At 47.2% G+C, this 22,774-nt stretch carries 18 protein-coding genes and 1 pseudogene; 17 read left to right on the top strand and 2 right to left on the bottom strand.

Going from position 1 to position 22,774, the window contains the following annotated elements; all coding sequences use genetic code 11:
• Window positions 1-64: 64 nt before the first annotated feature.
• The 4 genes from H0G69_RS07500 (at window position 65) to H0G69_RS07485 (ending at window position 4,561) form a co-directional block, all read left to right on the top strand.
• Window positions 65-1,210 (top strand): trans-sulfuration enzyme family protein, encoded by a 1,146-nt coding sequence (locus tag H0G69_RS07500; protein ID WP_180304584.1) that lies wholly within the window; start codon window positions 65-67, stop codon window positions 1,208-1,210.
• A 108-nt stretch (window positions 1,211-1,318) separates the two neighbouring features.
• Window positions 1,319-2,464, top strand: a complete 1,146-nt coding sequence (locus tag H0G69_RS07495; RefSeq protein WP_180304583.1) for a trans-sulfuration enzyme family protein — start codon at window positions 1,319-1,321, stop codon at window positions 2,462-2,464.
• Window positions 2,465-2,576: 112 nt separating this feature from the next.
• Entirely contained in the window at window positions 2,577-4,217 is a 1,641-nt protein-coding gene (locus H0G69_RS07490; protein ID WP_180304582.1) for a putative polysaccharide biosynthesis protein, read from the top strand.
• 137 nt (window positions 4,218-4,354) lie between these two features.
• Window positions 4,355-4,561, top strand: coding sequence for a hypothetical protein (locus tag H0G69_RS07485; protein WP_006500124.1), 207 nt, complete (start codon window positions 4,355-4,357; stop codon window positions 4,559-4,561).
• A 59-nt stretch (window positions 4,562-4,620) separates the two neighbouring features.
• Here H0G69_RS07485 and H0G69_RS07480 read toward each other — a convergent pair whose 3' ends face one another.
• Window positions 4,621-5,487 carry an NAD(P)H-hydrate dehydratase gene (locus H0G69_RS07480; RefSeq protein WP_180304581.1) on the bottom strand — a complete coding sequence of 289 codons (867 nt, stop codon included), beginning with the start codon at window positions 5,485-5,487 and terminating at the stop codon, window positions 4,621-4,623.
• A gap of 115 nt (window positions 5,488-5,602) precedes the next feature.
• Here H0G69_RS07480 and pepV point away from each other — a divergent pair, with 115 nt between their 5' ends.
• The 4 genes from pepV to H0G69_RS07460 all read left to right on the top strand — a co-directional run bounded on the left by pepV (window position 5,603) and on the right by H0G69_RS07460 (window position 10,864).
• Window positions 5,603-7,003 carry a dipeptidase PepV gene (gene pepV / locus H0G69_RS07475; RefSeq protein ID WP_180304580.1) on the top strand — a complete coding sequence of 467 codons (1,401 nt, stop codon included), beginning with the start codon at window positions 5,603-5,605 and terminating at the stop codon, window positions 7,001-7,003.
• A gap of 100 nt (window positions 7,004-7,103) precedes the next feature.
• The gene (locus tag H0G69_RS07470) at window positions 7,104-7,604 is read left to right on the top strand and encodes a universal stress protein (RefSeq protein WP_180304579.1); all 501 of its coding nucleotides are present in this window, start codon (window positions 7,104-7,106) and stop codon (window positions 7,602-7,604) included.
• A gap of 455 nt (window positions 7,605-8,059) precedes the next feature.
• Complete coding sequence (locus H0G69_RS07465) at window positions 8,060-9,445, top strand: L,D-transpeptidase family protein (RefSeq protein WP_180304578.1); 1,386 nt, start codon at window positions 8,060-8,062, stop codon at window positions 9,443-9,445.
• A gap of 219 nt (window positions 9,446-9,664) precedes the next feature.
• Window positions 9,665-10,864: a glycoside hydrolase family 73 protein gene (locus H0G69_RS07460; RefSeq protein WP_180304577.1), complete on the top strand. Its 1,200-nt coding sequence runs from the start codon at window positions 9,665-9,667 to the stop codon at window positions 10,862-10,864.
• Window positions 10,865-10,963: 99 nt separating this feature from the next.
• Here H0G69_RS07460 and H0G69_RS07455 read toward each other — a convergent pair whose 3' ends face one another.
• Window positions 10,964-11,596 carry a deoxynucleoside kinase gene (locus tag H0G69_RS07455; RefSeq protein ID WP_006500118.1) on the bottom strand — a complete coding sequence of 211 codons (633 nt, stop codon included), beginning with the start codon at window positions 11,594-11,596 and terminating at the stop codon, window positions 10,964-10,966.
• A gap of 210 nt (window positions 11,597-11,806) precedes the next feature.
• Between H0G69_RS07455 and H0G69_RS07450 the strand changes: the two genes are divergently transcribed.
• The 9 genes and pseudogenes from H0G69_RS07450 to H0G69_RS07410 all read left to right on the top strand — a co-directional run bounded on the left by H0G69_RS07450 (window position 11,807) and on the right by H0G69_RS07410 (window position 22,762).
• A complete protein-coding gene (locus tag H0G69_RS07450; RefSeq protein WP_006500117.1) occupies window positions 11,807-12,415 on the top strand; it encodes a hypothetical protein in 609 nt (202 codons plus the stop codon).
• 104 nt (window positions 12,416-12,519) lie between these two features.
• The gene (rbsR, locus tag H0G69_RS07445) at window positions 12,520-13,527 is read left to right on the top strand and encodes a ribose utilization transcriptional repressor RbsR (protein ID WP_180304576.1); all 1,008 of its coding nucleotides are present in this window, start codon (window positions 12,520-12,522) and stop codon (window positions 13,525-13,527) included.
• A gap of 118 nt (window positions 13,528-13,645) precedes the next feature.
• On the top strand, window positions 13,646-14,566 hold the full coding sequence (gene rbsK, locus H0G69_RS07440; protein WP_034539192.1) for a ribokinase: 921 nt from the start codon (window positions 13,646-13,648) through the stop codon (window positions 14,564-14,566).
• Between the two features lie 105 nt (window positions 14,567-14,671).
• A pseudogene (gtfA, locus tag H0G69_RS07435) lies at window positions 14,672-16,208 on the top strand (accessory Sec system glycosyltransferase GtfA).
• Window positions 16,205-17,533, top strand: coding sequence for an accessory Sec system glycosylation chaperone GtfB (gtfB, locus tag H0G69_RS07430; RefSeq protein WP_180304575.1), 1,329 nt, complete (start codon window positions 16,205-16,207; stop codon window positions 17,531-17,533). Before gtfA ends, gtfB begins: the two are co-directional and overlap by 4 nt.
• A 23-nt stretch (window positions 17,534-17,556) precedes the next feature.
• Window positions 17,557-18,237 (top strand): CPBP family intramembrane glutamic endopeptidase, encoded by a 681-nt coding sequence (locus H0G69_RS07425; protein ID WP_180304574.1) that lies wholly within the window; start codon window positions 17,557-17,559, stop codon window positions 18,235-18,237.
• Window positions 18,238-19,146: 909 nt separating this feature from the next.
• Complete coding sequence (locus H0G69_RS07420) at window positions 19,147-20,319, top strand: MFS transporter (RefSeq protein ID WP_006500111.1); 1,173 nt, start codon at window positions 19,147-19,149, stop codon at window positions 20,317-20,319.
• A 422-nt stretch (window positions 20,320-20,741) separates the two neighbouring features.
• On the top strand, window positions 20,742-22,058 hold the full coding sequence (locus H0G69_RS07415; RefSeq protein WP_180304573.1) for an MFS transporter: 1,317 nt from the start codon (window positions 20,742-20,744) through the stop codon (window positions 22,056-22,058).
• A 98-nt stretch (window positions 22,059-22,156) separates the two neighbouring features.
• The gene (locus H0G69_RS07410) at window positions 22,157-22,762 is read left to right on the top strand and encodes a hypothetical protein (protein WP_180304572.1); all 606 of its coding nucleotides are present in this window, start codon (window positions 22,157-22,159) and stop codon (window positions 22,760-22,762) included.
• The last annotated feature ends 12 nt before the right edge of the window (window positions 22,763-22,774 follow it).

The following is a 22,774-nucleotide window of genomic DNA, read 5'->3' as shown; positions in this document are numbered from 1 at the left end:
TGCGTCGTCCTGAATCTATCAATAGGTTCAGGGCTTTTTTATTGCCTTGAGAAAGGGGAAAGACATGACAGAATTTAATACCAGACTGGTGCACGGGCCAGCCCAAAATGACAATCAGACGGGAGCCGTCAACGTTCCAATCTATACTTCAACGACCTATCGCTATCCAAAAATCGGTGCGGCAGTACAGTATGACTACGGCCGCTCGGGCAATCCAACGCGGCAGTATCTTGAGGATCAGTTGGCTGCTTTAGAGCATGGTACGCGGGGATTGGCGCTTTCTTCCGGGATGGCGGCGATTCATACGGCGCTGGCGATTTTTAAGGCCGGCGATCATATCATCGTTGGCGATCAGATCTATGGTGGCACGTTTCGGCTGCTCAATCAGTTCTTTGAACGCTGGGGGCTGAGCACGACACCGGTTGACACCAGAGATCCGGCGGCCATTGAACGTGCGATCCAGCCCAATACCAAGGCCGTTTATTTTGAACCGGTTACCAATCCGCTGCTGCAGGTGACTTCAATTGCCGCTGTGGCTAAGGTTGCTAAAAAACACGACTTGCTGACGATCGTCGATAACACTTTCTTAAGTCCCTATCTTTGTCAGCCATTGACTTTAGGTGCCGATATCGTAATTCACAGTGCAACTAAATACCTGGCTGGGCACTCTGATGTCAGTGCGGGCGCGGTGATTACCAATGATGAAAAATTAGGCGACCGGCTCTACTTTGTGCAAAACGCGCTGGGGGCCGTGCTTTCACCAGAAGACAGCAATCTGGTTCGGCGCGGGCTGCAGACTTTAAGCGTCAGAATGGATCGCCAGCAGGCCAACGTCAAGGCAATCATTGCTCATCTGCAGCCGCTGCCAGCCGTCAAAAAAATCTATTATCCCGGTCTGTTCGGCCAGCCAGGCTATGAAACGCTCAGCAGCCAGGCCAAGGGTGCGGGCGGCGTGCTTTCGATCGAGCTGGCTGACAATGTGGACGCAGTTAAGTTCGTTGATTCGCTGCAGCTGTTTCAACTGGCAGTCAGCCTAGGCTCAGTGGAAAGTCTGGTTGAGCTGCCAAGCAAGATGAGCCACGCGGAGCTTTCGCCAGCTGAGCAGCTTAAAGCCGGAATTACGCCGGGGCTGATCAGATTAGCGGTTGGCATCGAGGATCAGCGCGACTTGATCGCAGACCTTGATCAGGCATTAGCCAAGGCAGTTTGATTCTCAGCAGGTCTTTATAGCGCTGGCATGCAGCATTAGACCGCATGGATCAAAACAGTCGATCACCAGTTGAATGAATCAGAAAATACCAGAAAGAGGGAGTTATTTATGTGTGAATGTCAAAATAAGGAAACTGAACTGTCACTGGCAACCATCGCGGCTCAGGCCGGTAATCATGAAGATGAGCGTGGCGCGGTGGCCCTGCCGATCTATCTGTCGTCTAATTATCGCCACCCAACCTTAAAAGAGGCCATCAATTTTGATGCGACCAAAGACTATACCTACTCGCGCCTTTCAACGCCCAATCGCCGTGCCGTTGAAAAGACGCTGGCCAAATTGGAGGGCGGGACGGCAGCTTTTGCAGTCAGCTCTGGGATGGCGGCCGTTCAGCTCGCATTAAGCATCCTTGAAACCGGCGATCGTTTGATTTCACTGGATGATCTGTATGGCGGCGACTTTCGCTACTTTGATTATCTGAAGCAGCATGCCGGGATTGAGTTTGATCAATGGGATGGCCGGTCGATTGCTGAACTGGTTGCCAAGCTGACGCCAAAAACCAGAATCGTCTGGCTGGAGACGCCTTCTAATCCAACCATGAAAGAAATTGACATTCAAGCAGTGGCAGCGGCCGTTCATGAATATGATCCGCAAATCAAGGTGATCGTTGACAATACCTTTTACACGCCAATCTATCAGCGGCCACTGCTAAAGGGAGCTGACGTGGTTATTCACAGCGCGACTAAGTATCTGTCCGGGCATAATGATTTGCTGGGCGGGGCCGTGGTCGTTAAGGATGAAAAACTGGCTCAGGAGTACTACGACTACTACATTACGACTGGCGATACCTTGGATTCATTTGACTCTTGGCTGCTTTTGCGAAGTCTTAAGACGCTTAAGGTGCGCATGGCTCAGCACACTAAAAATGCCCAGGCCGTCGTTGAGTATCTCAAGCAGGCGCCGGAAGTCGAAAAAGTGCTTTATCCAGGTAAAGGCGGTATGATCAGCTTTTATCTAAAAGAGGCTGATCAGGTTGAAAGACTGCTTGATCACGTTAAGGTAATCACCTTTGCCGAGAGTCTGGGCGGGATCGAAAGTCTGATTACGATTCCCTACTATCAGACACACGCGGACGTTTCAGTCGAGCAGCGGCAGCGATTGGGGATTACTCCTAAGCTGTTGCGGCTGTCGGTTGGTCTTGAAGATGCGGCTGATCTGATTGCCGATATCAAACAGGCTTTAGCAGCGACCCGTTAAGGTTTTCTTAACAAATTGTGAATTGATTTGCGCTGACTGCCAATTCAAGCTAGAATAGTTAGGATTATTTTTTGAAATTTTAACAATTAAAAAGGTAGGAAAGCAGCAAATTATGGATGCACAACAAAAAACGGCCCCGAGCAAGCAGGCTGCAGCCAAGGCAAAAATGCTCAGTGGGTCGGCCTGGATGACGGCAGGGAGTGTATTGTCGCGAGTTCTGGGTGCACTTTATATCATTCCTTGGGTAACTTGGATGGGGGCCTACAGTGATCAGGCCAACGCGCTTTATGCCAAGGGATACAACATCTACAACCTGTTTTTGGTGATCGCTACGGCGGGGATCCCATCCGCAATGTCGAAGCTGGTCGCCCATTATAATGGGATCAATCAGACCAACATCAGCAAAAAGCTATATCATACCGGGATGTACGTTTCAATGGCAACTGGAGTGATTGCGGCCTTGATCATGATGTTTGGCGCTTCACTGCTGGATGGCGGGGACCCCAATGAGATTCCAGTCATCCGTTCTTTGGCCTGGGCCGTACTATTGATTCCCAGCATCAGCATCTCGCGGGGGTATCTGCAAGGGTACAGCTGGATGGCGCCATCTGCCATCTCACAGCTGATTGAACAGCTCTTAAGAATCATCTACATGCTGGGGGCCACTTATCTGGTCATGAAGATCCAAAAAGGGAGTTGGGTCTTGGCGGTTACCCAGTCTACGTTTGCTGCCTTTATCGGGGCCTTGGGAGCAGCCGCGGTCTTGATCATGGCGCGGATTCACTACCGGCGGCCAATGGAGGCGATGCTGGAAAACAGTCTGGCAACACCAGAAATCTCGACGATACAGCTGATTGTCAAGATCGTTTATCAAGCCATCCCGTTTATCGTGATTGAATCAGGGATCACGATCTTCCAACTGATTGACCAATATACCTTCTTTAAGATGATGCCATTGGTTGGCCACTTTACCTACTATCAAATGAATACGGTCTATGCCATGTTCAGCTTTAATGCCAACAAGCTTTACATGATCATCATTGCGGTGGCTACGGCCATGGCAACGACGGTGATTCCGCTGTTGGCTCATGCACGTGCTAAAAATGATCAGGAAGGCATGCGTACGCAGATTGAAAACGCACTGGAGCTGTTCTACTTTATCATGGTGCCGGCTTCACTTGGCCTAGTTGCCGTAGCACCGCAAGTCTACACGGTTTTTTATCGCTATAATCAAGCCGGGATCGTAATTTTGGAATTTGCGGCGTTTGCTTCGATTGCCATGGGACTTTACAGTGTGGCGGCCGCGATGATGCAGGGAATTTCGGAAAACCGCAAGATGATGAAAATTTTGGGAGTCGGCATGATCATCAAGCTGATTTTGCAGTTCCCATGCATCTGGCTTTTAAAAGGCATGGGCCCGCTATTGGCAACAGCCCTGGCTATGGTGATGATGAACTACCTGATTCTGCATTCGTTTAATATGGAATTTGGTCTGCACTTTGAAGAAATGGCCAAGCCAACTAATCAGATTCTGGCCTTTTCTCTGGTCATGTTTGTGGTTACCAAGCTGGTGATGTTCGGCCTGGGGTATCTGGTTAATCCGCATGGCCGCTATGCCGCGTTTTTCCTTTTGATCCTTGGCGTGGCCATTGGTGGTGTCATTTATGCTTATCTGGCACTGAAGTCACGACTGGCTGATCATTTGCTGGGCGCGCGGGCTGATCTTTTGCGCGAACGGCTGCATATGAATTAAATCAATCTGCTCGTCTCAGTTTTGGGACGGGCTTTTTACTGCCAAGATTGTTGGTCAAAAAAGGTCAAAATATTTAACAAGATGATTGAGACGTGCTAAAACGTAGTCGTAAACAAGAAAGGAAGGCTGATTTTATTATGGAAATCAAAGAAACTACGATTAACCAGATGAAGAAGTCTCATTTCGACGTTACGGACACTGACAACCATGAAGTCGATCTAACCAAACTGGCTGAACAGCCGCAAGACGCCAAGCTGGAACTGCGCGCCAAGGGTCAGATCGTTCAGGATAATCTGACGCCCAAGCAGATTAGTATAGCGGTCAATGACTTATTTGCCGCTTAAGCAATCAAATTCGACCATCAAAAAACCATGACGCTCAGGAGACGTCATGGTTTTATTGTTTAGTCCATAAATCCAATATGCGTTTTGGAATCCTGCGCGGCAACCTTTTTCATAAAGGCAGGCAGGGCATGACTGATTTGGTGAGGCAAAACGATGTATTGATTTTCCGCGATCTGATCAGCCACGGCACTATGCGCGTAAACGGCGGCCAATATCGCGTCCAAACCGGCATCCTTGAATTCAGCCGTAAACGAGCCGACCATTCCGGCCAGCGTATCGCCCATCCCACCGACAGCCTGCGCGGCAGAACCGATTGGCAGCTTAAAGACCTGGTCATCATGATAGATTTCGGTATGGTGCTTTTTCAAGACAACGGTCGCAGTCAGCTTCTGAACGGCTTTTTGATTGTTTTCAACGGACTGATCGGCAATCTTGATTCCTGAAAGCCGCTGCCATTCCATCTGATGTGGCGTGTAGATGACACTGATCTGGCAGGCTGGCTGTTTCAGATTTTCCCGGGCCATCAAGGTGATTGCTGAGCCGTCAATTACCAAGGTCTGACCATCGTGCACGTATTCAAAAACGTTTTTAAGAATGTGCAGGCTTTGCGCGTTATCGCCTAGACCAGGGCCAACGACCACCGTATCGGCCGCTACGATCAGGTCGCCAACCAGCTGATCGTCATTAAAATCGGCAAACATGGCTTCTGGCAGCTGAGCATGCAGAGCTGCCGAGTTGGCTGGGTCGGTCGCAGCCGTAACCAAACCAGTCCCGCCATAGACTGCTGCGGTTGCGGCCATGATGATGGCACCACCGAAATTCTCGTTGCCGCCGACCAGCACGATCTTGCCAAAAGTTCCTTTAAAGCTTTCCTGTGGGCGGGCTTTAATGACTTTTTGCAGAATTGACTCATCCAAGTTTTGCATATTTGATACTCCCTTTATTTAATCCAATAAAATCCACTGACGATTGATCCGTAAATCAACCTCAAATAATGTTATCATTAAATCTAGGAATTTGACTAACATTGGAGGTTTTTTTATGACTGATTGGTTAAAAGCCGCACAATCTCAAAAAGAAGAATATCTTAACGATTTGACCACGCTGATCAAGATTCCCAGCGTGCGCAATGATGATGAAGCCACACCGGAATATCCGCTTGGCCCAGCCCCAGCCCAGGCATTGAAAGCTTTCTTGGAAATGGCTGAGCAGGATGGCTTCCGCGTTAAAAACATCGATAACGTGGCTGGCTTTGCCGAATGGGGTGAAGGCGACGAGACCTTGGCAATCCTGGCCCACCTGGATGTCATGCCGGCAGGAAAAGGCTGGGAGACCGATCCATTTAACCCAGTGATCAAGGACGGCAATCTATATGGCCGCGGCGTTTCCGATGACAAGGGCCCGGGAATGGCTGCCTATTATGCTTTAAAGTACTTAAAGGATCATGGTGCCGTCTTTAAGCAGAAGGTACGCTTTATCGTTGGTACCGATGAAGAAAACGACTGGACAGGAATGAAGCGCTACTTTGAAGTGGAGCCGGCGCCGACCTATGGCTTCTCGCCAGACGCTGAATTTCCGCTGATCAATGGTGAAAAAGGACAGGTTTCACTGCTCTTGGATATTGATGGCGGCAATGAAGGCGAGGTAGTCTTAAAGCACTTTGATTCTGGCCTGCGCTTTAACATGGTGCCGCGCGATGCCGAAGCCACGATTGAAGCCGGAGACAATGAGGCCGTGGCGACTGCGTTTACCGATTTCTTGGATGAGAATCCGATTACCGGGAGCATTGAAAGCGACGCTGACGGAATTAAATTAACCGTGGTTGGCAAGGCTGCTCATGGGATGGAACCTGAAAAAGGCATCAATGCCGGAACCTATCTGGCAACATTTTTAAAGCAGCTTGACATTCGGGGGCACGCAGGCGACTTTATCGACTTTTTGGCCAGCTATCTGCATCTGGATACGCGCGTCAATCATTTCAATGCTGCCTTTACGACGGATAAAATGGGTGAGATGACGATGAATGCCGGCATCTTGAAGTTTGATCAGCAGGCTGGCGGGCACATTGATATGAACTTCCGCTATCCAGAGGGAATCACGGCTGACGAGATCTTAAACCGCATCAAGCCGGTCGCAGCTGATCACAATTTTGCCATTTCACGCACTCAAGGCGAGGTGCCCCATTATGTTGATGTCAATGATCCAATCGTTACCACGCTCCTCAAGGCCTACGTTGACCAGACTGGCGATCAGACTGCCCAAGCTGAAGTCGTTGGCGGTGGTACTTACGGTCGCTTGATGAGTCGTGGGGTAGCATTTGGTGCTTTGATGCCGGATACGCCAAACACGATGCATCAGCCAAATGAATTTCAGCCGGTTGATGATCTGATCAAGTCAATGGCCATCTATATGCAGGCAATCCACGACTTAGTAGTTGAATAAAGAAAACATATTGTTCAAGAAACCGTTTTCGTGGTAAAATAATAACAAGGAAAACCAATGTAGATTTTCTTAATAAGGTTGTTTTCTGGAGGTGGCAATAATGAGTGAATACAAGAACTTGTTAGTTGGTGTTGATGGCTCCGAACAATCCAAGATGGCGGTTCAAAAAGCTATCGACATTGCTAAGCGCAATAACGCCAAGCTGCATCTGTTGAGCATCGTCAACGGTGAACGCTATCCAAACACGAGCACGGTTGGCTATGGATTCGTTGATCGTGACATCTACAAGAAAGCTACGGATGAAATGACCAAGGAACTGGCCGAGATGAAGAAGAAGGCCGAAGCTGTCGGGGTCAGTGATGTCGTAACTGATGTCAAGATCGGCAACGCCAAGATGGAACTGACGGAAGGATATGCCAAAGAACATGATGTTGACCTGATCCTGGTTGGGGCCACGGGTCTGAACATGATTGGTCGGATGATCGTTGGTTCTACGGCTGCTTACGTAATTCGTCAAGCCGACTGTGACGTCATGGTTATTAAGACCGATGAAAACAATAAGAAACTCAACGTTAAAATGGAAAGCTATCCAGAAATCTAATAGCTGACCATTTGAAAGCTGATCTTTCAAAATATCTAGGATCTGGCAGCTGATCTGCCAGGTCCTTTTTTATTTGCATTATAAAACCGGACTGCCCCTGGCTGCGATAAGGTTCTCAGTAACTGTGGCTGCCTTAGTGAACAAGTGCCAAGGCGTCTGCTCACCAGCCATCGACTTTAGCTGCTGGTAGCTGACAGGCCATAGTCAGGTGAGCTTCGGTGACTGTGTAGTGAATACTGATGGGATTAATGAATCCGATCGTATCAAAACACTATTTAGGCAACTGCAAAAATTAACAGACGGCTGTTGGTTGATGGCATCCAGACGTTTTAGACTACTGGGGTTGCCACTGTTTATCAATGAATGATTGGCTGGCTGAAATTATAATATCTTTCAATTTGGGAATGTTATATAATTGGCGTTGCACAAGGTTAAGGGTAAGGGAGTTGAGGAATATGAACTCGCGCACGAAAATGTCTTTGGGCATTATCGCAACGCTGCTGGTCATCGTGATTGGCGTGATGACCTGGCATCAAAGAACTCATTTTAATAAGAATACAACCATTAATGGCGTGGCCGTAGGGGGCTTGACCGCACAACAGGCTTATGACAAGGTAGCAAAGACCAAACTGACCAACGAAGTAAAGCTGGATGGCAAGGTGATCTATCAAGGCCAAGCCAGCAGTGCCGGCTTTACTAAGAATGATCTGAGCAAATTCCAAACGGCTCTCAAAAAACAAGTCACGTTCTTTCCTTCCAGCAAGGCCAAGAACATCAAGGTTGTCCCAAGTCATGTCGATAAGACGCGCATTGCAGCGATGCGGGCAGCTTTAAAGGCCAATATCGAAAAAGAAAATGCTGGTCGCAAGGCGCCGATTGATGCCAAAGCGGTTTTGGCAAATGGCAAGGTTACGATCAAACCAGCCCAAAAAGGCAATCGTTACGATACCGAAGCGCTTTTAAAAGACTTTGATCAAAATGCGGCCAACGTTAAGATCGTGCTGCATAAGCAATACCAACACCCGCTGGCAGCCAGCAGCAAAACGGTTAAGCAGGAAGCCGTCAAGTTGAAGGCGTTGCTTAATCAAAAGCTGACGTATCAAGTCGAAAACAAAACCTATACTTTAACGACCAATGACATCATTACCAAAGCCACGTATTTGAATCACCAATATCAATTTGATACCACGGCTCTAGACAAGCTGGTCAAAAAGGTCAACAAGAATCAGTCGACTCTGGACAAGAGCTTTACGTTTACCACGCACAGCGGCAAGCAGATCAAGACGGCAACGGGCGGTTCATATGGCTGGCGGCTCAGTGAAACCAAGGCTGCGGCTACTTTAACCAAGGCCCTGATCAGCCACCAGACCAGCGTCAATGCCAAAAATGACGTCTATGGTGTTGGCTATAATACTGGCGGCATTGGCTATGGCACGACATCAAATCATGGTATCGGCAATACCTATGCAGAAGTCTCCATTTCTGATCAGCATGTTTGGTTCTACAAGGATGGCAAATGCGTTTTTGATGCCAGCGTGGTTACTGGTAAACATAGCAGTGGCGATGATACGCCTAAGGGAGTCTGGTACATTATGTATAAGCAGCGAAACACTACTTTACGTGGTACCAGCGACAACGGTTCAGCCTATGCCTCGCCAGTCAGCTACTGGGCACCGTTTACCGATAGCGGCTGTGGATTCCATGATGCCAGCTGGCGAACGAACTGGTCAAGCACGGCTTATCTGAACGACGGCTCAAATGGCTGTGTCAATATGCATACCAGCGACGCGGGAACGGCTTACGATTCATTAACTCAATATGAACCGGTAATCGTTTATTAGCTTTGATGATACCGTGTCCAATTAAAATAACAGACTTTAGGAGTCAATTTAATTAAAAACCGTACTGTCTCAAGCTTTTTCTGAGCCTAAGACAGTGCGGTTGTTTTATTTTGCTAATTAATTTCAGCCTGGCTCAAGCAATTGAGGCAGGTTTTTTAGTGCCAATCAGTGTTTTTTGACATATGGAATATCAGGAGCAAAAGAAAGGATGATTTAACTATGATCAAAAAACAAATCTGGCTGACGAGTCTGATAACGATGACGATGGTTTTACAGCTGATGGCACCGGTTTTGGCAGCCCAGACAGCAGTAGGCAATGAGCCGAATGGAGCTGATTTTAAGGCTCAGCTGCCTGCGGTCATTAATTCTTCAAGTGATGGCAGCATGGGGGATGACTTTAAAAACAACTGGCTGGCAAAATGTCAAACTGCCTATCAGCAGGGATTACAGGATGCCATGGCCGACAAGCCGCAGCTGCCGCCTGATCAAGAACCGATTAAAACGGCTTATTGTCAAGGCTTTAAAGATGGCAGCCAGCTGGCCTTGGAGCACGCTGATTGGCTAAAGCGCGTGCAGGAATCGCAGCAAAATGTCGTACCAGTCTTGAATGATCAGACAGCTGCGGACCACGGTGCTGATAACAATGAATCAGCAGGCAATGAACAGGAAGCTGATCAAGACAATGCTCAGCTGTCATCTGATCAGACAACCAGTGAAGTGCCAAGCGCAAATCAGCATTACGCGCCGCTTTGTCCGACCAGGGATCAGGCTCGGTTTATCGCGCATCTGGGACCAATCGCGCAAAAAGTTGGCCAAAAGCATGATCTTTATGCTTCGGTTCTGATTGCACAGGCTGCCTTGGAAAGCAATTGGGGAACCAGCGAGTTAAGCCGAGTTCATCATAATCTATTCGGCATCAAGGGAACCTGGCATGGTCATGGCGTTTCAATGATGACGCAGGAATGCCTCAGTGGTAAGCTAGCCATCGTTGCAGGGACCTTTAAGAGCTATACCGATGAAAAAGCATCGTTAAGCGATTATGCTGCCGTTTTGGACCAGCCGATGTATGCTGGTGCTCATCGCAGCAATGCACCTACCTATCGATCGGCAACCAGTTTTTTAAAGGGTCGCTATGCTACGGATCCTAAGTATGACCAAAAGCTGAATCAACTGATTGAAGCCTATCAGCTGACGCGTTTTGATCGTCCAGTCAATCAAGCAGCCAATTCGTCTCTTAGTCGGCCAAGAACGGATCAACGTCATCAGCAGCATCAAACGGCTGCCTTGGTTGAATCAAGGAGACCCACGCAAAAAAAGCAGCCGCAAAAAGCCGTTCGTCAGCATACCTGGCTGCCGGTTGCCAGCGGGATCGGCAGTGTCGGCATTTTAGAGGTGCTGCGGCGAATGTATCTAAAATAAAAACCACCGTGTAGTCAGGCGACCTAAACGATGGTTTCACTATTCTGCTGGCTGATCGGTAATGCCGAGTCAATCAGCGGTTTAAATGCAGCGATTGATTTAGCGAATCTGGGCCAGCCGCTCGTCAATCATCCCCAGAACCGTGGCAACGTTTTGCGGATCTTCCAGGTCGTATTTATCCAGATCGATCTTCATCTTAGGACTGGCATCGTATTCTTGATACCAGTCTTGATAGGCGCTCCACATTTTGTAGTAGTAGTCCTTAAGCTCAGGGTTGTTGTCGATCTGTTCATAGTCGCGGCCCCGTTTTTTGATTCGGTAGAGAATGGTCTCAAAAGAAGTTTCTGAATAAACCATCAAATCAGGCGCTTTTTTAGGCAGCTTGTTCAAATCGCTCATCATATTGTCAAGCAGCTTTAGGTAAACATCCAGCTCCGTATCAGAGATGTTGCCTTCCGCGTTGTTTTCCTTGGTAAACAGCGCGTCTTCATAGATTGAGCGATCCAGCACGTTGTTGTCATCGCTTAATGCCTGCTTGATCATGGAAAACCGCTTGTTTAAAAAGTAGATCTGCAACAGGAAGCCATACTGTTTCGGATCCTTGTAGTAAAGCGGCAATACCGGATTTTCGCCCACCGGTTCAAAAAAGGCTTTCGTGTGTAGGTGATCGGCAATCTTAGCTGTAAGCGTTGTTTTTCCGACCCCAATCATTCCTGCTGTAATAATCACCATGTTGGCCCCTCTTTACATAAAAATTCAACTTGACCATCTTACTACAAAATATAGTGTCTGCCCATAAAATAAATCCATATTTTGTGGATAAGTGACAGACAAGGCGGGTCAACAAGGCATAATCTGGGCAATTGAGCGCATCAAAAAAATTTGCCGTTTACATTTGAAACAGGCAAAATAAAAATAGCAATTTTTGAGAGGACGTTAAAAATGATTGAACACATGAATGAGCCACAGATTCGCGAGCAATTGACAATCAGCCAGCAGCAGGGAACCTTAGTTGAGGTATATAACTTTGCCGATGACGATACCTTTAACGTTGGATTCGTGATTGCCATGGATCCGCTGTTCGTTTTACTGATGACTTTGGATTGGGACTGCAAGATCAATGGCTTGACGCTGGTCCGCATTAAAAGCATTCATGCCGTTAGAAGCCAGACTGACTATTTGACGACCTGTTCTTATAAAAGCAAGGTAGCTCAAGAATATGGGTATTTTGATATTTTTGGCCTGCAGCGTTTTTTGCGTGAGCATGATTTTAGCCACGTCAACTTGCTGAACACGCTTTTGAAAGATTCCATTGACCATGAGCTGCCGGTGGTGATTGGTACGCAAAAATACAAGGGCCGCGATGACTTTGAGGGAATGGTGCATGAATTGACGCACATCGGCTTGACGCTGCATTATTATAACGAGCATGACCTTTCATCGCTTTGGACCTATGATATTTTACTGGCCCAGATTGACTATCTGCGGGTACGTGGTTTTCAGGCTATGCAGACCAAGGCGATTATGGAAGGCGTTTTTCACCAAAATTAAAAAAATTATTGGTTTATTACAATTATTTAAAGGTCAGCAGGTAAATATGTGGTAAACTGATCCGTAAATAGGTTTACTAATGAAACAAGAGGAAAGCACACATTATGAAACACAAAGTAACAATTCGCGATCTGGCAAAGGCTGCTGGGGTTTCGGTCACGACGGTATCGCAGATTTTAAACGGCAAGGGGCAGCGCTTCAGCCAAGCTACACAGCAGCGAGTCTTGGAACTGCGCGATCAGATGAATTACGTTCCTGATTTTAATGCGCGCAATCTGATCATGCGCTCTTCTAAAACGATTGGCGTCTTGGTACCTAACATTGGCAATCCATTTTTTAGTACGTTTATTCGCGGTGTGCAGGAAGCAGCTCGTCAAGCCGAGTTTATGCCGCTGATTTTTAGTGCCAACCATGAGGAAAAACTGGAACGCTACTATCTTGGCCGCTTGATTGAACGGGCTGTTGATGGCTTGATTATTGCCAGTTCTTCGATTACGACCGACACGATTGAACAGCTGTTAAAGCCAAATGATATTCCGTATCTGTTGTTCGACCAAAACGAGGCCAATGGTGGGGACCGACTTTTGATCGACGACTATCAAGGCGGCTATCTGGCAGCTGAGCATCTGGCTGGTCTGGGACATCAGCATGTGGTCAGCATCATGCCGGAAAACATGACCGACAACTTGAATCACCGGCTGCGGGGCTTGATTGACGGCCTGCGTAAGCACCATGTTGATTTTAACGAGCAGACCGACGTGATTTATGGCGAGCTGACCAAGCATGGCGGCTATTCGTGTACTAAGGGCGTGTTGGAAAAGCATCCGACGGCAGTCTTTGCGGCCAACGATGAAATGGCGATCGGGCTTTACCGTGGCTTGGCCGAAAATGGCGTCAGCGTGCCAGATGATATTTCGGTAGTGGGTTTTGACGACATTGACCTGGCTGAATACGTCACGCCAAAACTAACAACGATTCAGCAGCCCATTCGTGAAATCGGCGAACAGGCTACCAAGATGCTGTTTAATCGGATTCAAAACCCAGATACGGCCATTCAGACTTCCTACTTTGGCGTTAAGCTGGTTGTCAGAGATAGTACCAAGCAGGCATAGACTTGTTTGCGCATAAGCTGATATGCTAAAATAGTGTAGTTAAGAAATACTGATTTAATCACACATAAAAGCATTTACTAATTTGCTGATTGCATCAAAACGCAAAGGAGACTTTGAAATGACGAATAAAATTACGGTCGTTGGTAGTCTGAACGTTGATACGACGCTGCGAATCAAGCGGATGCCATTGCCTGGCGAAACGCTGTCATCCGAAAGCAAGAGCAGTGCCGCTGGTGGCAAGGGGGCCAATCAGGCAGTTGCTGCGGCGCGTGCTGGTGCAGATACCAAGTTTGTTGGCCGGGTTGGCAATGATCAAGCAGGTCAGTTTATGATTGACTCATTAAGCGAAAATCATATCGACACGCGCTACATTACCAAAGATGAGCATGCCGGAACCGGCTCGGCCACGATTCTGCTCGATGACAATGGCCAAAACAGTATTTTGGTTTATGGTGGGGCCAACCAGTGCGTTTCCCCAGCTGATGTTGATAATGCCCAAGCTGCCATTGCAAACGCCGATTTTGTGATCGCGCAGTTTGAAACGCCGCAGGAAACGACTCTGGAAGCATTCAAACTGGCTAAGCAGCATGGCGTTAAGACGATTTTGAATCCGGCACCGGCAGCCAAGATCGACCCTGAAATCTTGAAGGTTACGGATCTGATTATTCCAAACGAAACCGAATGTGCCACGCTGACCAACGTTATCATTGCAGACGAGACTTCAATGCTTGAAGCAGCTGGTCACTTTGCACAGATGGGGGTCAAGAACCTGATCATTACGGTCGGCAGCAAGGGTGCTTTCTACTGTACGCAAAACGGCTATGACTTTGTGCCAGCCTTTAAGGTACACGCGGTTGACACGACGGCAGCTGGCGATACGTTTATTGGTGCCTTGAGTTCTCAATTAAAGCCTGACATGAGCAACATCAAAGAAGCATTGATCTTTGCTCAGCGGGCCAGCTCAATTACGGTTCAGCGGATGGGAGCTTTACCATCAATCCCAACGCTGGCAGAAATTGAAGCCGCCAGTCAAAACTAGTCAAAAATCAGTTTTTTTGGCGTTACCGATGATAAAAAGCGAGATCAACGTCTTTGATGACTTGATCTCGCTTTTATTAAGCTTTTGGAAAAGAAGGTCTTAAAAATGACGGTCTATAATGTAAATCTGGGGATTGGCTGGGCCAGCAGTGGGGTTGAGTACGCACAGGCCTACCGATCTAAAGTGTTTTCCCGCATGCAGATTCCAACAAAGTTTATTTTTTCTGATTTGATTTTAGCTGATAATATTGCTGAATTGACGCACAATCTGGGTTTTCATGATCAAGACGTAATCTGGCTCTATAATTTTTTTACCGATATCAAGATCGCGCCCACGACCTATCCGCTAAACGAGTTTAAGCGCGCACAGCATTTTGCGGAGCGCAATGTTGAAGCTACCGTACAGAATTTCGCGGATGGCAAGCAGGTAGTCCACTACTGGCTGCCCGACGAAAACCTAAGAATCAATGTCCGTATCTATGATCTGGCAACGCAGGCCATTGACTACGCCGAATACGTGGTTGACTCCCAGATGGTGCGGCGAGAATTTTATTCATACATAAGATACGTAACTGAATACCTTAGCGCCGGCAATCATGTCTATGCTCGCGACTTTTATAATGAGGATGGCTCGATTGCCTATCATCAATATGTTAATGGCACCAACGAGGTCTTTGAGCTGAAAGACCAGATCTTTTATTCTAAGACGGCTCTGTATGCTGAAATGATTCGCCGTTTAAAGCTTACTGCTCAGGATCTGGTTATCTTGGATCGTGAAGACGGGCGCGGACTGGTCAGCGGTCAGCTGTGGTATCAGATGCATTCGCCGGCAAAACTTGGCGTTGTAGTGCATGCCGAGCATTATGATGAGCACTATACCAACCAGACGAATATTTTATGGAACAACTATTACGAGTACCAGTTTACGCATGCCGATCAGACCGACTGTTTTATCGTCTCAACGCCAGCGCAAAAACGCGTCCTGGCTGCTCAGATGAAAAAGTATCAGCATCAAGTACCGCAAATTGCCGCGATTCCGGTGGGCAGTCTGACGAAACTGATGCCGATGCCATACGAGAAACGGCGCCGGCATTCGTTGATCACAGCTTCGCGCCTGGCCAGCGAAAAGCATGTTGACTGGCTGATCAAGGCTGTCGTGCAGGCTAAACGAACAATTCAAGACGTTTCTTTGGATATTTATGGTCAAGGCGCACAAGCACATCAATCTGCAGCGCTTGATTGATGAGCTGCAGGCCAATGAATACGTTCACTTAAAAGGACAGCAGAATCTAACCGCAATCTATCAGCACTATGTTGGCTATATTGCGGCTTCAACCAGCGAGGGATTTGGCTTGAGCTTGATGGAAGCCGTGGGATCGGGTCTGCCGATGATTGGCTTTGACGTTCCATATGGCAATCAGACGTTTATTGATCCAAATCAAAACGGCTATCGGCTGCCATATCAAGCAGATTGGTCAGAGGAACGCAAGGTAAGGGAACTGGCAAACGCGATTGTCAGTCTCTTTAGCGATGATCAGCGGGCGGCTGGTTTTAGTCAGCACTCTTATGAACTGGCCCAGCCATATCTGGATGAAAAGATTGCTCAAAAATGGCGTGTACTGGTAAACGAGGTGGCAAAATGATAAATCTGTTTGATAAATGGGATCAGGCCGCGCGCGATTTCAGACTGGCCCAGCTGATTGCGCAATTAAAGCTTCCCACGGTGGTAATTCATGATGATGGCTTTTTACCGCGCAATGTTCAATCGCCGCTTCAGTACTATTGTCCGCGTTCAGACGAAGGTCAGCCGCTTTATTTTGATCAGATTCCGGTGCCTCGTTTTTGGCGAATCGTTGGCAGCAGCAGGGGCGCGCAGATTTATGATCTGAATCATAAACGTGCGGACGTTGTTTTTACCAAAAACGATAATACGCGGCAGGTTAAGCAGGTACGCTGGCTAAATGAGAGCGGTCAGCTGCAGTGGGTCGATGAGTATGATCGCTTTGGTCATTTGTTTGCCAAAACCAGCTGGGCAGATAATCGGGCCTGGCTGAAGCAATTTTTTGACGAGCAGGGCCAGGTAGTAATCGAATCGCACCTGGACAATGGCAGCCTGTTTTTGAATACTCGTCAGGAACGTCGTCATTTTAAGAGTCTGCCGGATTTTGTCAGCAGCTATCTGCAAAAGAGCGGCCTGAATCTGGACCGGATTTTTTATAATACGCTAAGCACCAGTTTTCTAACGACATTAAAGCTGCCTAAATCGGGTCATGATACGCTGTTTTGGCATGAACCGGTGCAAAATAAACTACCGGGCAATCTTGACTACATCTATCAAAATCAAACGCGGACGCGGCATGTGATTGTTCAGGACTATCGCGTCTGGCAGAATCGGCAAAAGCTTTTTAAAACCAATCAGCATGTGGCGACCGACTATTTAGGCATCGTCTATCCGCATCCACGGGGAAACTCGCTGCGGCCCGCAATTCTGATCTTGACCAATTCAGACCAGATCATGCAGCTAGAAAACCTGGTAAAGATTTTGCCGCAGTTTGAGTTTCATATTGCAGCTATAACTGAGATGTCCGATCGCTTAATGGGGATGCAAAAGTACGAAAACGTCTATCTATATCCAGTCGTTAAGATGGATACGGCCCGCAATCTGATAAGAAAATGCGATATTTATCTTGATATCAACCAAGGCGATGAGATCTTGGATGCCGTGCGGGCGGCGTTTGAAAATAACATGCTGATTCTGGGATTTAATGAGACAATGCATGAGCCGCGCCTGATTGCGGATGAAAATCGCTATGCCGCGGCTGAATTTGATAAAATGGCTATTAAGATCGTCCAGGCAGTCTCGCAGGCCGATGAAATGCAGCGCTTGATCGACACGCAGCGCCAGCAAGCCGGTGATGAGCCGGTTGCCCGTTTTCAAGCTGGGATCGAGGCCCTGATCAACGATTGAAAAACCAATAAGGAAGTGACAGCATGCCGACTGACAGACGACCAAGCTTTCCCCGCGCTCTACTGATTTTTTCGGCGTTTTGTATTTTGATTCTGATGCCCCCAGAAGCCGCGCGCAATATTACCGAGCATCCCCGACTGACGATTCTTTGGGTGATTTTGTATCTAGGATTTTTTGGACTGATTATTGCCTGGGGACAAAGACTGTATCGTCGCTATGACCATTTTAATCATCGCTCGCAAAGTTTTTTTGCCCATGCCAAAACGATTCTTGGCGGCTATATGGCAATTGTAGCTGGTGAGATCGTTTTGGGTAATCTCAACCGGCTGATCTATCATCAAGTGCAGACGGCCAATAATCAAGCCATCATTGACACCATGAGCGGCAGCCCGATCGTCAGTATCCTGGTCTGTTTTTCAGCCGTTTGCTTGACGCCGTTTGCCGAAGAACTGATTTTTCGCGGTCTGTTTATGAATCTGTTTTTTAACGCTCGCGATTTTTGGTTGCCAATTCTGCTGTCGGGGCTGGTTTTTACGCTGGTCCATGCCAGTAGCAACATTATCAGTTATCTGATCTATTTTTATATGGGCTGCGTACTGGCTTACGTTTACCGTTCTACGGGTAATCTGACCAATTCAATCGGGATTCATCTAATCAATAATCTGGTGTCCATCTTTTTGATTTTGCCAGCGGTGATCAAATAGCAGTTTGATTATGATCGGCAGATAAAATAATTTTTAATGAATTCTTGCAACCGCTTACAGAATGTGGTATATTATAGGCGTGGAAGGATAAGAGATATATTCAGCGAAGCGCGTGATGCGGTTTCGACTGAAGCTGGTGGCTGAAGTCATCGAGTAGGCCTAGAAGCAGCGTAAGAGTGACCAGAAGCATCGGATTGTAATTGTGTGGTTACCAGCGTGCGCCAGTACTAAATAAAAATAATGCAGCTTTGCGGAAGATTGAATCAAAAATGTGTTTAAGTTAAGTATGAAAATTGTATGCTTGGCGCAAAGTAGCAGATTCCTTCCCAAAGTGGCTCGTCTCAATTAAGAGGCGGGCCTTTTTGGTTGGAGTTAAATATCAGTTGTTTTAGCAAGTCACTGGGACCGATGTGCAGATCAGTCAACCAAAATTTCAGTGAAAAATGGTCGGCTGATCTTTAGTGGAAGATTGCTGAACCATCATTACGGCAAAGTGCTCAACGGGAAGCATTATTCATAAAAATCTGGATAAAATATTTGAAAAAAACTCATTAACTACTTTTAGAAAAAAGCGATGCATAGTAGGTAAAGTTCGGTTAACTGAATATACAATTACCTATTTCTTATTAAAATTCAAAAAATAGTAGGTAAATTTGCATCTTCCAGCGAACTCAACTTAATTTTCTTCACAAGATCCGCCAGCTGATGCGATAGGACCCATCATCATGTGAACCTTAGCAGTCAACGAAGCAGAGCGGCTGCGTTCAAGGCCTTGATTTTATTAAAATTATCCTGATGCAAAATATAGTTGGCTTTTTTGAAAACAGTTCTTGAAAATCATTATGAAAGCAAGTAAACTAGCCATTGCTGTGTTTTTTTTAGAATACCGAAGTCGGTGAAGGGGGTCAAATGACTAAATATCGCTTACAATCGCTGCTGTTTGTCTTTGTAGCATTTATGCTGGGCTGTAATGAATATATGATTGTCGGGGTCTTGCCCGATATTGCAAAAGAATTTCATGCCTCGCTTTCATCACTTGGCTATACCGTTACTCTGTTTGCACTGATCTATGCCATCTCGACACCAATCGTCACGACATTAGCGAGCCGCTTTAATCGCTATCATGTGCTCTTGGTCTTACTGCTGATCTTTTTTATCGGCAATACCTGGACGGCGCTGGCAACGGGATTCTGGTCATTGATGGGTTCGAGAGTGCTTACGGCGACGGTAGCAGGGGCTATTATCTCGTTAGTACTGGTCATGGCCAACTATATTGCACCGCGCGATAAACGGGCCAGCCTGGTCTCGTGGGTATTTGCTGGCTTTAGCATTGCTTCGATTATCGGGGTGCCGATTGGAACGACGATCAGCACGACTTTTTCGTGGCATGACAGTTTTTGGATGATTACCTGGCTGACGATTCTGACCTTTGTTATGCTGGCTTGGCTGGCCCCCCGCGATACGCCACAGGTTCGAGGCAGTCTGCGCTCACAGTTCAGTCTGTTTCGCGATTCGCGGGTTTTGATGGGAGTTGCGTTTATCGTTTTGGTATGTGCTGCTGACTATACTTTTTACACCTATGTACGACCGCTGTTTACCAATATGATGGACTTTGATAATACTTGGCTGAACTGGCTTTTATTTGGTATGGGGATCTTCTTTATGTTTGGCAACAAGTTTGGCGGCTACTTGGCTGATCATCGTGGCATCCAGTCATTACCTAAGATCTATGTTTTAATGACGCTTTGTCTGGCAGGGTTGGCACCAAGTTTTCAGTATCGCTGGCTGGGCGTGGCTCTGATTGCCATGCTTTGCGTGATGGTGGCCTGTTATGGATCGTCAACGCAGCTGATGTTTTTAGACATTGCCGAAAAAGACTATCCACAGTCGCTTGATCTGGCATCTTCTTTAAACTCGATCTTTGCCAATATCGGCATCTCGCTGGGATCGTTTACGGCTGCTGAAACGGTGCATTATCTGTCTTTAGGAAGCGTTGGCTACGTGGCTGCCGTCTATGGCTTGCTGACGGTACTGGTGATTACTGGTTTGAGTCGGCGCTATCGCAATGCGTATCCATATTGAAGTTGAATATGAAGGCCGGCATGAGAAATCAGTCGGCTTTTTATTTTATCGGAGTTTAGATTAAAATTATCACATTATTTTTTTAATTTTATAATTGACATCTAATAAAGTGCGTGGTAAATTTAGAACATCAAAACAGAGGAGGCAGAAAATGATGTTTGCTGAAAAGACCAGTCAATTGTCCAATATTATTATTATTCGCATTATTAGCTAGGTGATGCGGATCTTTTGACGTGTTCGCATCACCGCCCTCGATGATGCGAACGGTTCAGCAAATGGTTGTCTGCCAGCAGCTGACTGTTCATGAAACAGTCAGCTGCTTTTCATTTAGGGGTGATTTTTATGGAAAGCGACATTAGCGACATTAAGAAGCCAAGCTGCAGAAATACGATCTTGCAAATTAAAAACACAGGAGGATGGCTATGGAAAACGCAACAGAACGAATGACAGTGAATAATGAAAAACTGGAACGCGACCCGGTTAAAACGGTAATTTTGGCATCTATGATGGGGACAGCCATTGAATTTTTTGATTTTTATGCATATGGGACGGCTTCGGCAGCCTATTTTCCTAAGGTATTCTTTCCCCAGATGACGCCATTATTAGCCACGCTGCTGAGTCTCTTGACGTTTGGGGTTGCTTTTGTCGCGCGTCCGGTTGGCTCATTTGTCTTTGGTCATTTTGGTGATCGCTTAGGCCGGAAAAAGACGCTGGTCGTATCGCTTTTGGTAATGGGGGTTGCCACGGTGGCGATCGGCTTTATTCCCGGCTATCAAAGCATCGGGGTTGGCGGCGCGTTGCTGCTTTGCCTTTGCCGCTTTGTTCAAGGAATCGGCCTGGGCGGCGAATGGTCCGGTGCCGTTTTGGTTGCTACGGAAAACGCGCCGGCTGACAAACGGGCCCTTTACGGTGCTTTCCCAGAAGTTGGGGCGCCAATCGGTTTCTTTATCTGTAATGGTTTGTTCTATGTCTTGGAAAAAATGCTGACCCCAGCCCAGATGATGAGCTTTGGCTGGCGGGTACCTTTCTGGGCCTCGTCCGTCTTGGTCGTAATCGGTCTTTACGTTCGGCATCGTCTGCAGGAAACGCCATTGTTTAAGCTGGCCCAGGAACGCGACAACACGACGCGTTCGCCTTTAAAAGTAGTCTTTAAGGAAAACTGGCGTGAGATCTTAAAAGGGACCTTCTTGATGGGGGCTACCTACGCAATGTTCTTTACGCTGACGACCTGGTCACTTTCATTTGCCACGACGGCACTGGGCTTTAGTCATTCTGAGTTCTTACTGCTGTTGATGGCAGCTATCGTTGAATTTGCCGTATTGATCATGACAACTTCGGTTCTGGCGGACAAGGTTGGACGCAAGAAAGTTTTGATGACGGCTTCGGTTGCACTGGTTGTCTTCTCATTGGTCTTTCCATACTTCTTGGAAGGTCAGCATAATATGGTTGGTATGCTGCTGTTCTTAGGCCTTGGCTTTGTGGTAATGGGTACGCTGTATGGCCCGGTTGGCGCGGTTTTGCCAGAGCTTTTCCCAACAAAGGTTCGGTATTCTGGTGCCGGGATCACCTATAACCTGGCTGCAGTTGTTGGGGCAGCCGTTGCACCAACAATCACGACTTGGCTGATCGCTACGTTTGGCCTGCACTATGCCGGGATGTACATGTTTGTCTTGGCAGTGGTTTCAGTGGTTGCCTGGGCACTGACGCCAGAAACCAAAGATGTTGACTACACGAAATAATGCTTTAATTAAGTGTGAAATGAAAAATGCATCGTCGAAAATGACGGTGCATTTTTATGTTAAGCTAAAAGAATCAAATCTAGTTAAGGAAGCATTTCATGAACAACTGGCAGACATTTTATTCGGCAGGCGAGCAGGCCATTATTTTAGCAAAGCATCAGCGCGGGATCGGTTTCCCGGCAGAACTGTACCAACGGGCGCTCAAGGCTGGTAAATCAATTCCTCACTATCAGCGCATCGTAGCTTGTCAACAGGCACAGCTGCCGCTTTTAACTGAAGATATTCAGAATCTAACGGCTGTGATCAATCACCAGCCGCTTTCAAATCCAGTTTCTGGTTCAGCTAAGCAGCATCAGCGCGCCAAGTCGAAAAAGCAGCAGCCCATGACTACAAGACCACATGAAAAAAATTGGTCAAAAATGCGCACCAAGTCTAAAAAACAGCGGCCAGTGAATGCCAATACAGATACAAAAACCAGCGCTAAAAAACAGCTGCAGACTATGCTGAAGCGTTACGATGGTCTGGTGGCCAGCGCAGAAGAAATCGGCGTAATGCAGTTTGAAAAACACCGCCGCTACCGCAATCGCGCCTTTGAGGTACTTAATGATCCGGATGCAACGATGGCAGCGATGCATGGTCAGGCAAATTATCTGGAAGGACAGATTCAACGCTTAGAAGAACGCATGCAGCAGCGAATGTTTTAGCTCTAGTTATCT

The sequence above is a fragment of the Limosilactobacillus mucosae genome, from assembly GCF_013423865.1.
Lineage (GTDB): Bacteria > Bacillota > Bacilli > Lactobacillales > Lactobacillaceae > Limosilactobacillus > Limosilactobacillus mucosae.
The sequence above is the reverse complement of the archived record's forward strand: the minus strand, read 5'-3'. Positions and strand labels throughout refer to the sequence as shown.

Bases quoted from the DNA above. Each gene is read 5' to 3' on its own strand.
- H0G69_RS07500 (WP_180304584.1), top strand. From the start codon at position 65: ATGACAGAATTTAATACCAGACTGGTGCACGGGCCAGCCCAAAATGAC.
- H0G69_RS07495 (WP_180304583.1), top strand. From the start codon at position 1,319: ATGTGTGAATGTCAAAATAAGGAAACTGAACTGTCACTGGCAACCATC.
- H0G69_RS07490 (WP_180304582.1), top strand. From the start codon at position 2,577: ATGGATGCACAACAAAAAACGGCCCCGAGCAAGCAGGCTGCAGCCAAG.
- H0G69_RS07485 (WP_006500124.1), top strand. From the start codon at position 4,355: ATGGAAATCAAAGAAACTACGATTAACCAGATGAAGAAGTCTCATTTC.
- H0G69_RS07480 (WP_180304581.1), bottom strand. From the start codon at position 5,487: ATGCAAAACTTGGATGAGTCAATTCTGCAAAAAGTCATTAAAGCCCGC.
- pepV (WP_180304580.1), top strand. From the start codon at position 5,603: ATGACTGATTGGTTAAAAGCCGCACAATCTCAAAAAGAAGAATATCTT.
- H0G69_RS07470 (WP_180304579.1), top strand. From the start codon at position 7,104: ATGAGTGAATACAAGAACTTGTTAGTTGGTGTTGATGGCTCCGAACAA.
- H0G69_RS07465 (WP_180304578.1), top strand. From the start codon at position 8,060: ATGAACTCGCGCACGAAAATGTCTTTGGGCATTATCGCAACGCTGCTG.
- H0G69_RS07460 (WP_180304577.1), top strand. From the start codon at position 9,665: ATGATCAAAAAACAAATCTGGCTGACGAGTCTGATAACGATGACGATG.
- H0G69_RS07455 (WP_006500118.1), bottom strand. From the start codon at position 11,596: ATGGTGATTATTACAGCAGGAATGATTGGGGTCGGAAAAACAACGCTT.
- H0G69_RS07450 (WP_006500117.1), top strand. From the start codon at position 11,807: ATGATTGAACACATGAATGAGCCACAGATTCGCGAGCAATTGACAATC.
- rbsR (WP_180304576.1), top strand. From the start codon at position 12,520: ATGAAACACAAAGTAACAATTCGCGATCTGGCAAAGGCTGCTGGGGTT.
- rbsK (WP_034539192.1), top strand. From the start codon at position 13,646: ATGACGAATAAAATTACGGTCGTTGGTAGTCTGAACGTTGATACGACG.
- gtfB (WP_180304575.1), top strand. From the start codon at position 16,205: ATGATAAATCTGTTTGATAAATGGGATCAGGCCGCGCGCGATTTCAGA.
- H0G69_RS07425 (WP_180304574.1), top strand. From the start codon at position 17,557: ATGCCGACTGACAGACGACCAAGCTTTCCCCGCGCTCTACTGATTTTT.
- H0G69_RS07420 (WP_006500111.1), top strand. From the start codon at position 19,147: ATGACTAAATATCGCTTACAATCGCTGCTGTTTGTCTTTGTAGCATTT.
- H0G69_RS07415 (WP_180304573.1), top strand. From the start codon at position 20,742: ATGGAAAACGCAACAGAACGAATGACAGTGAATAATGAAAAACTGGAA.
- H0G69_RS07410 (WP_180304572.1), top strand. From the start codon at position 22,157: ATGAACAACTGGCAGACATTTTATTCGGCAGGCGAGCAGGCCATTATT.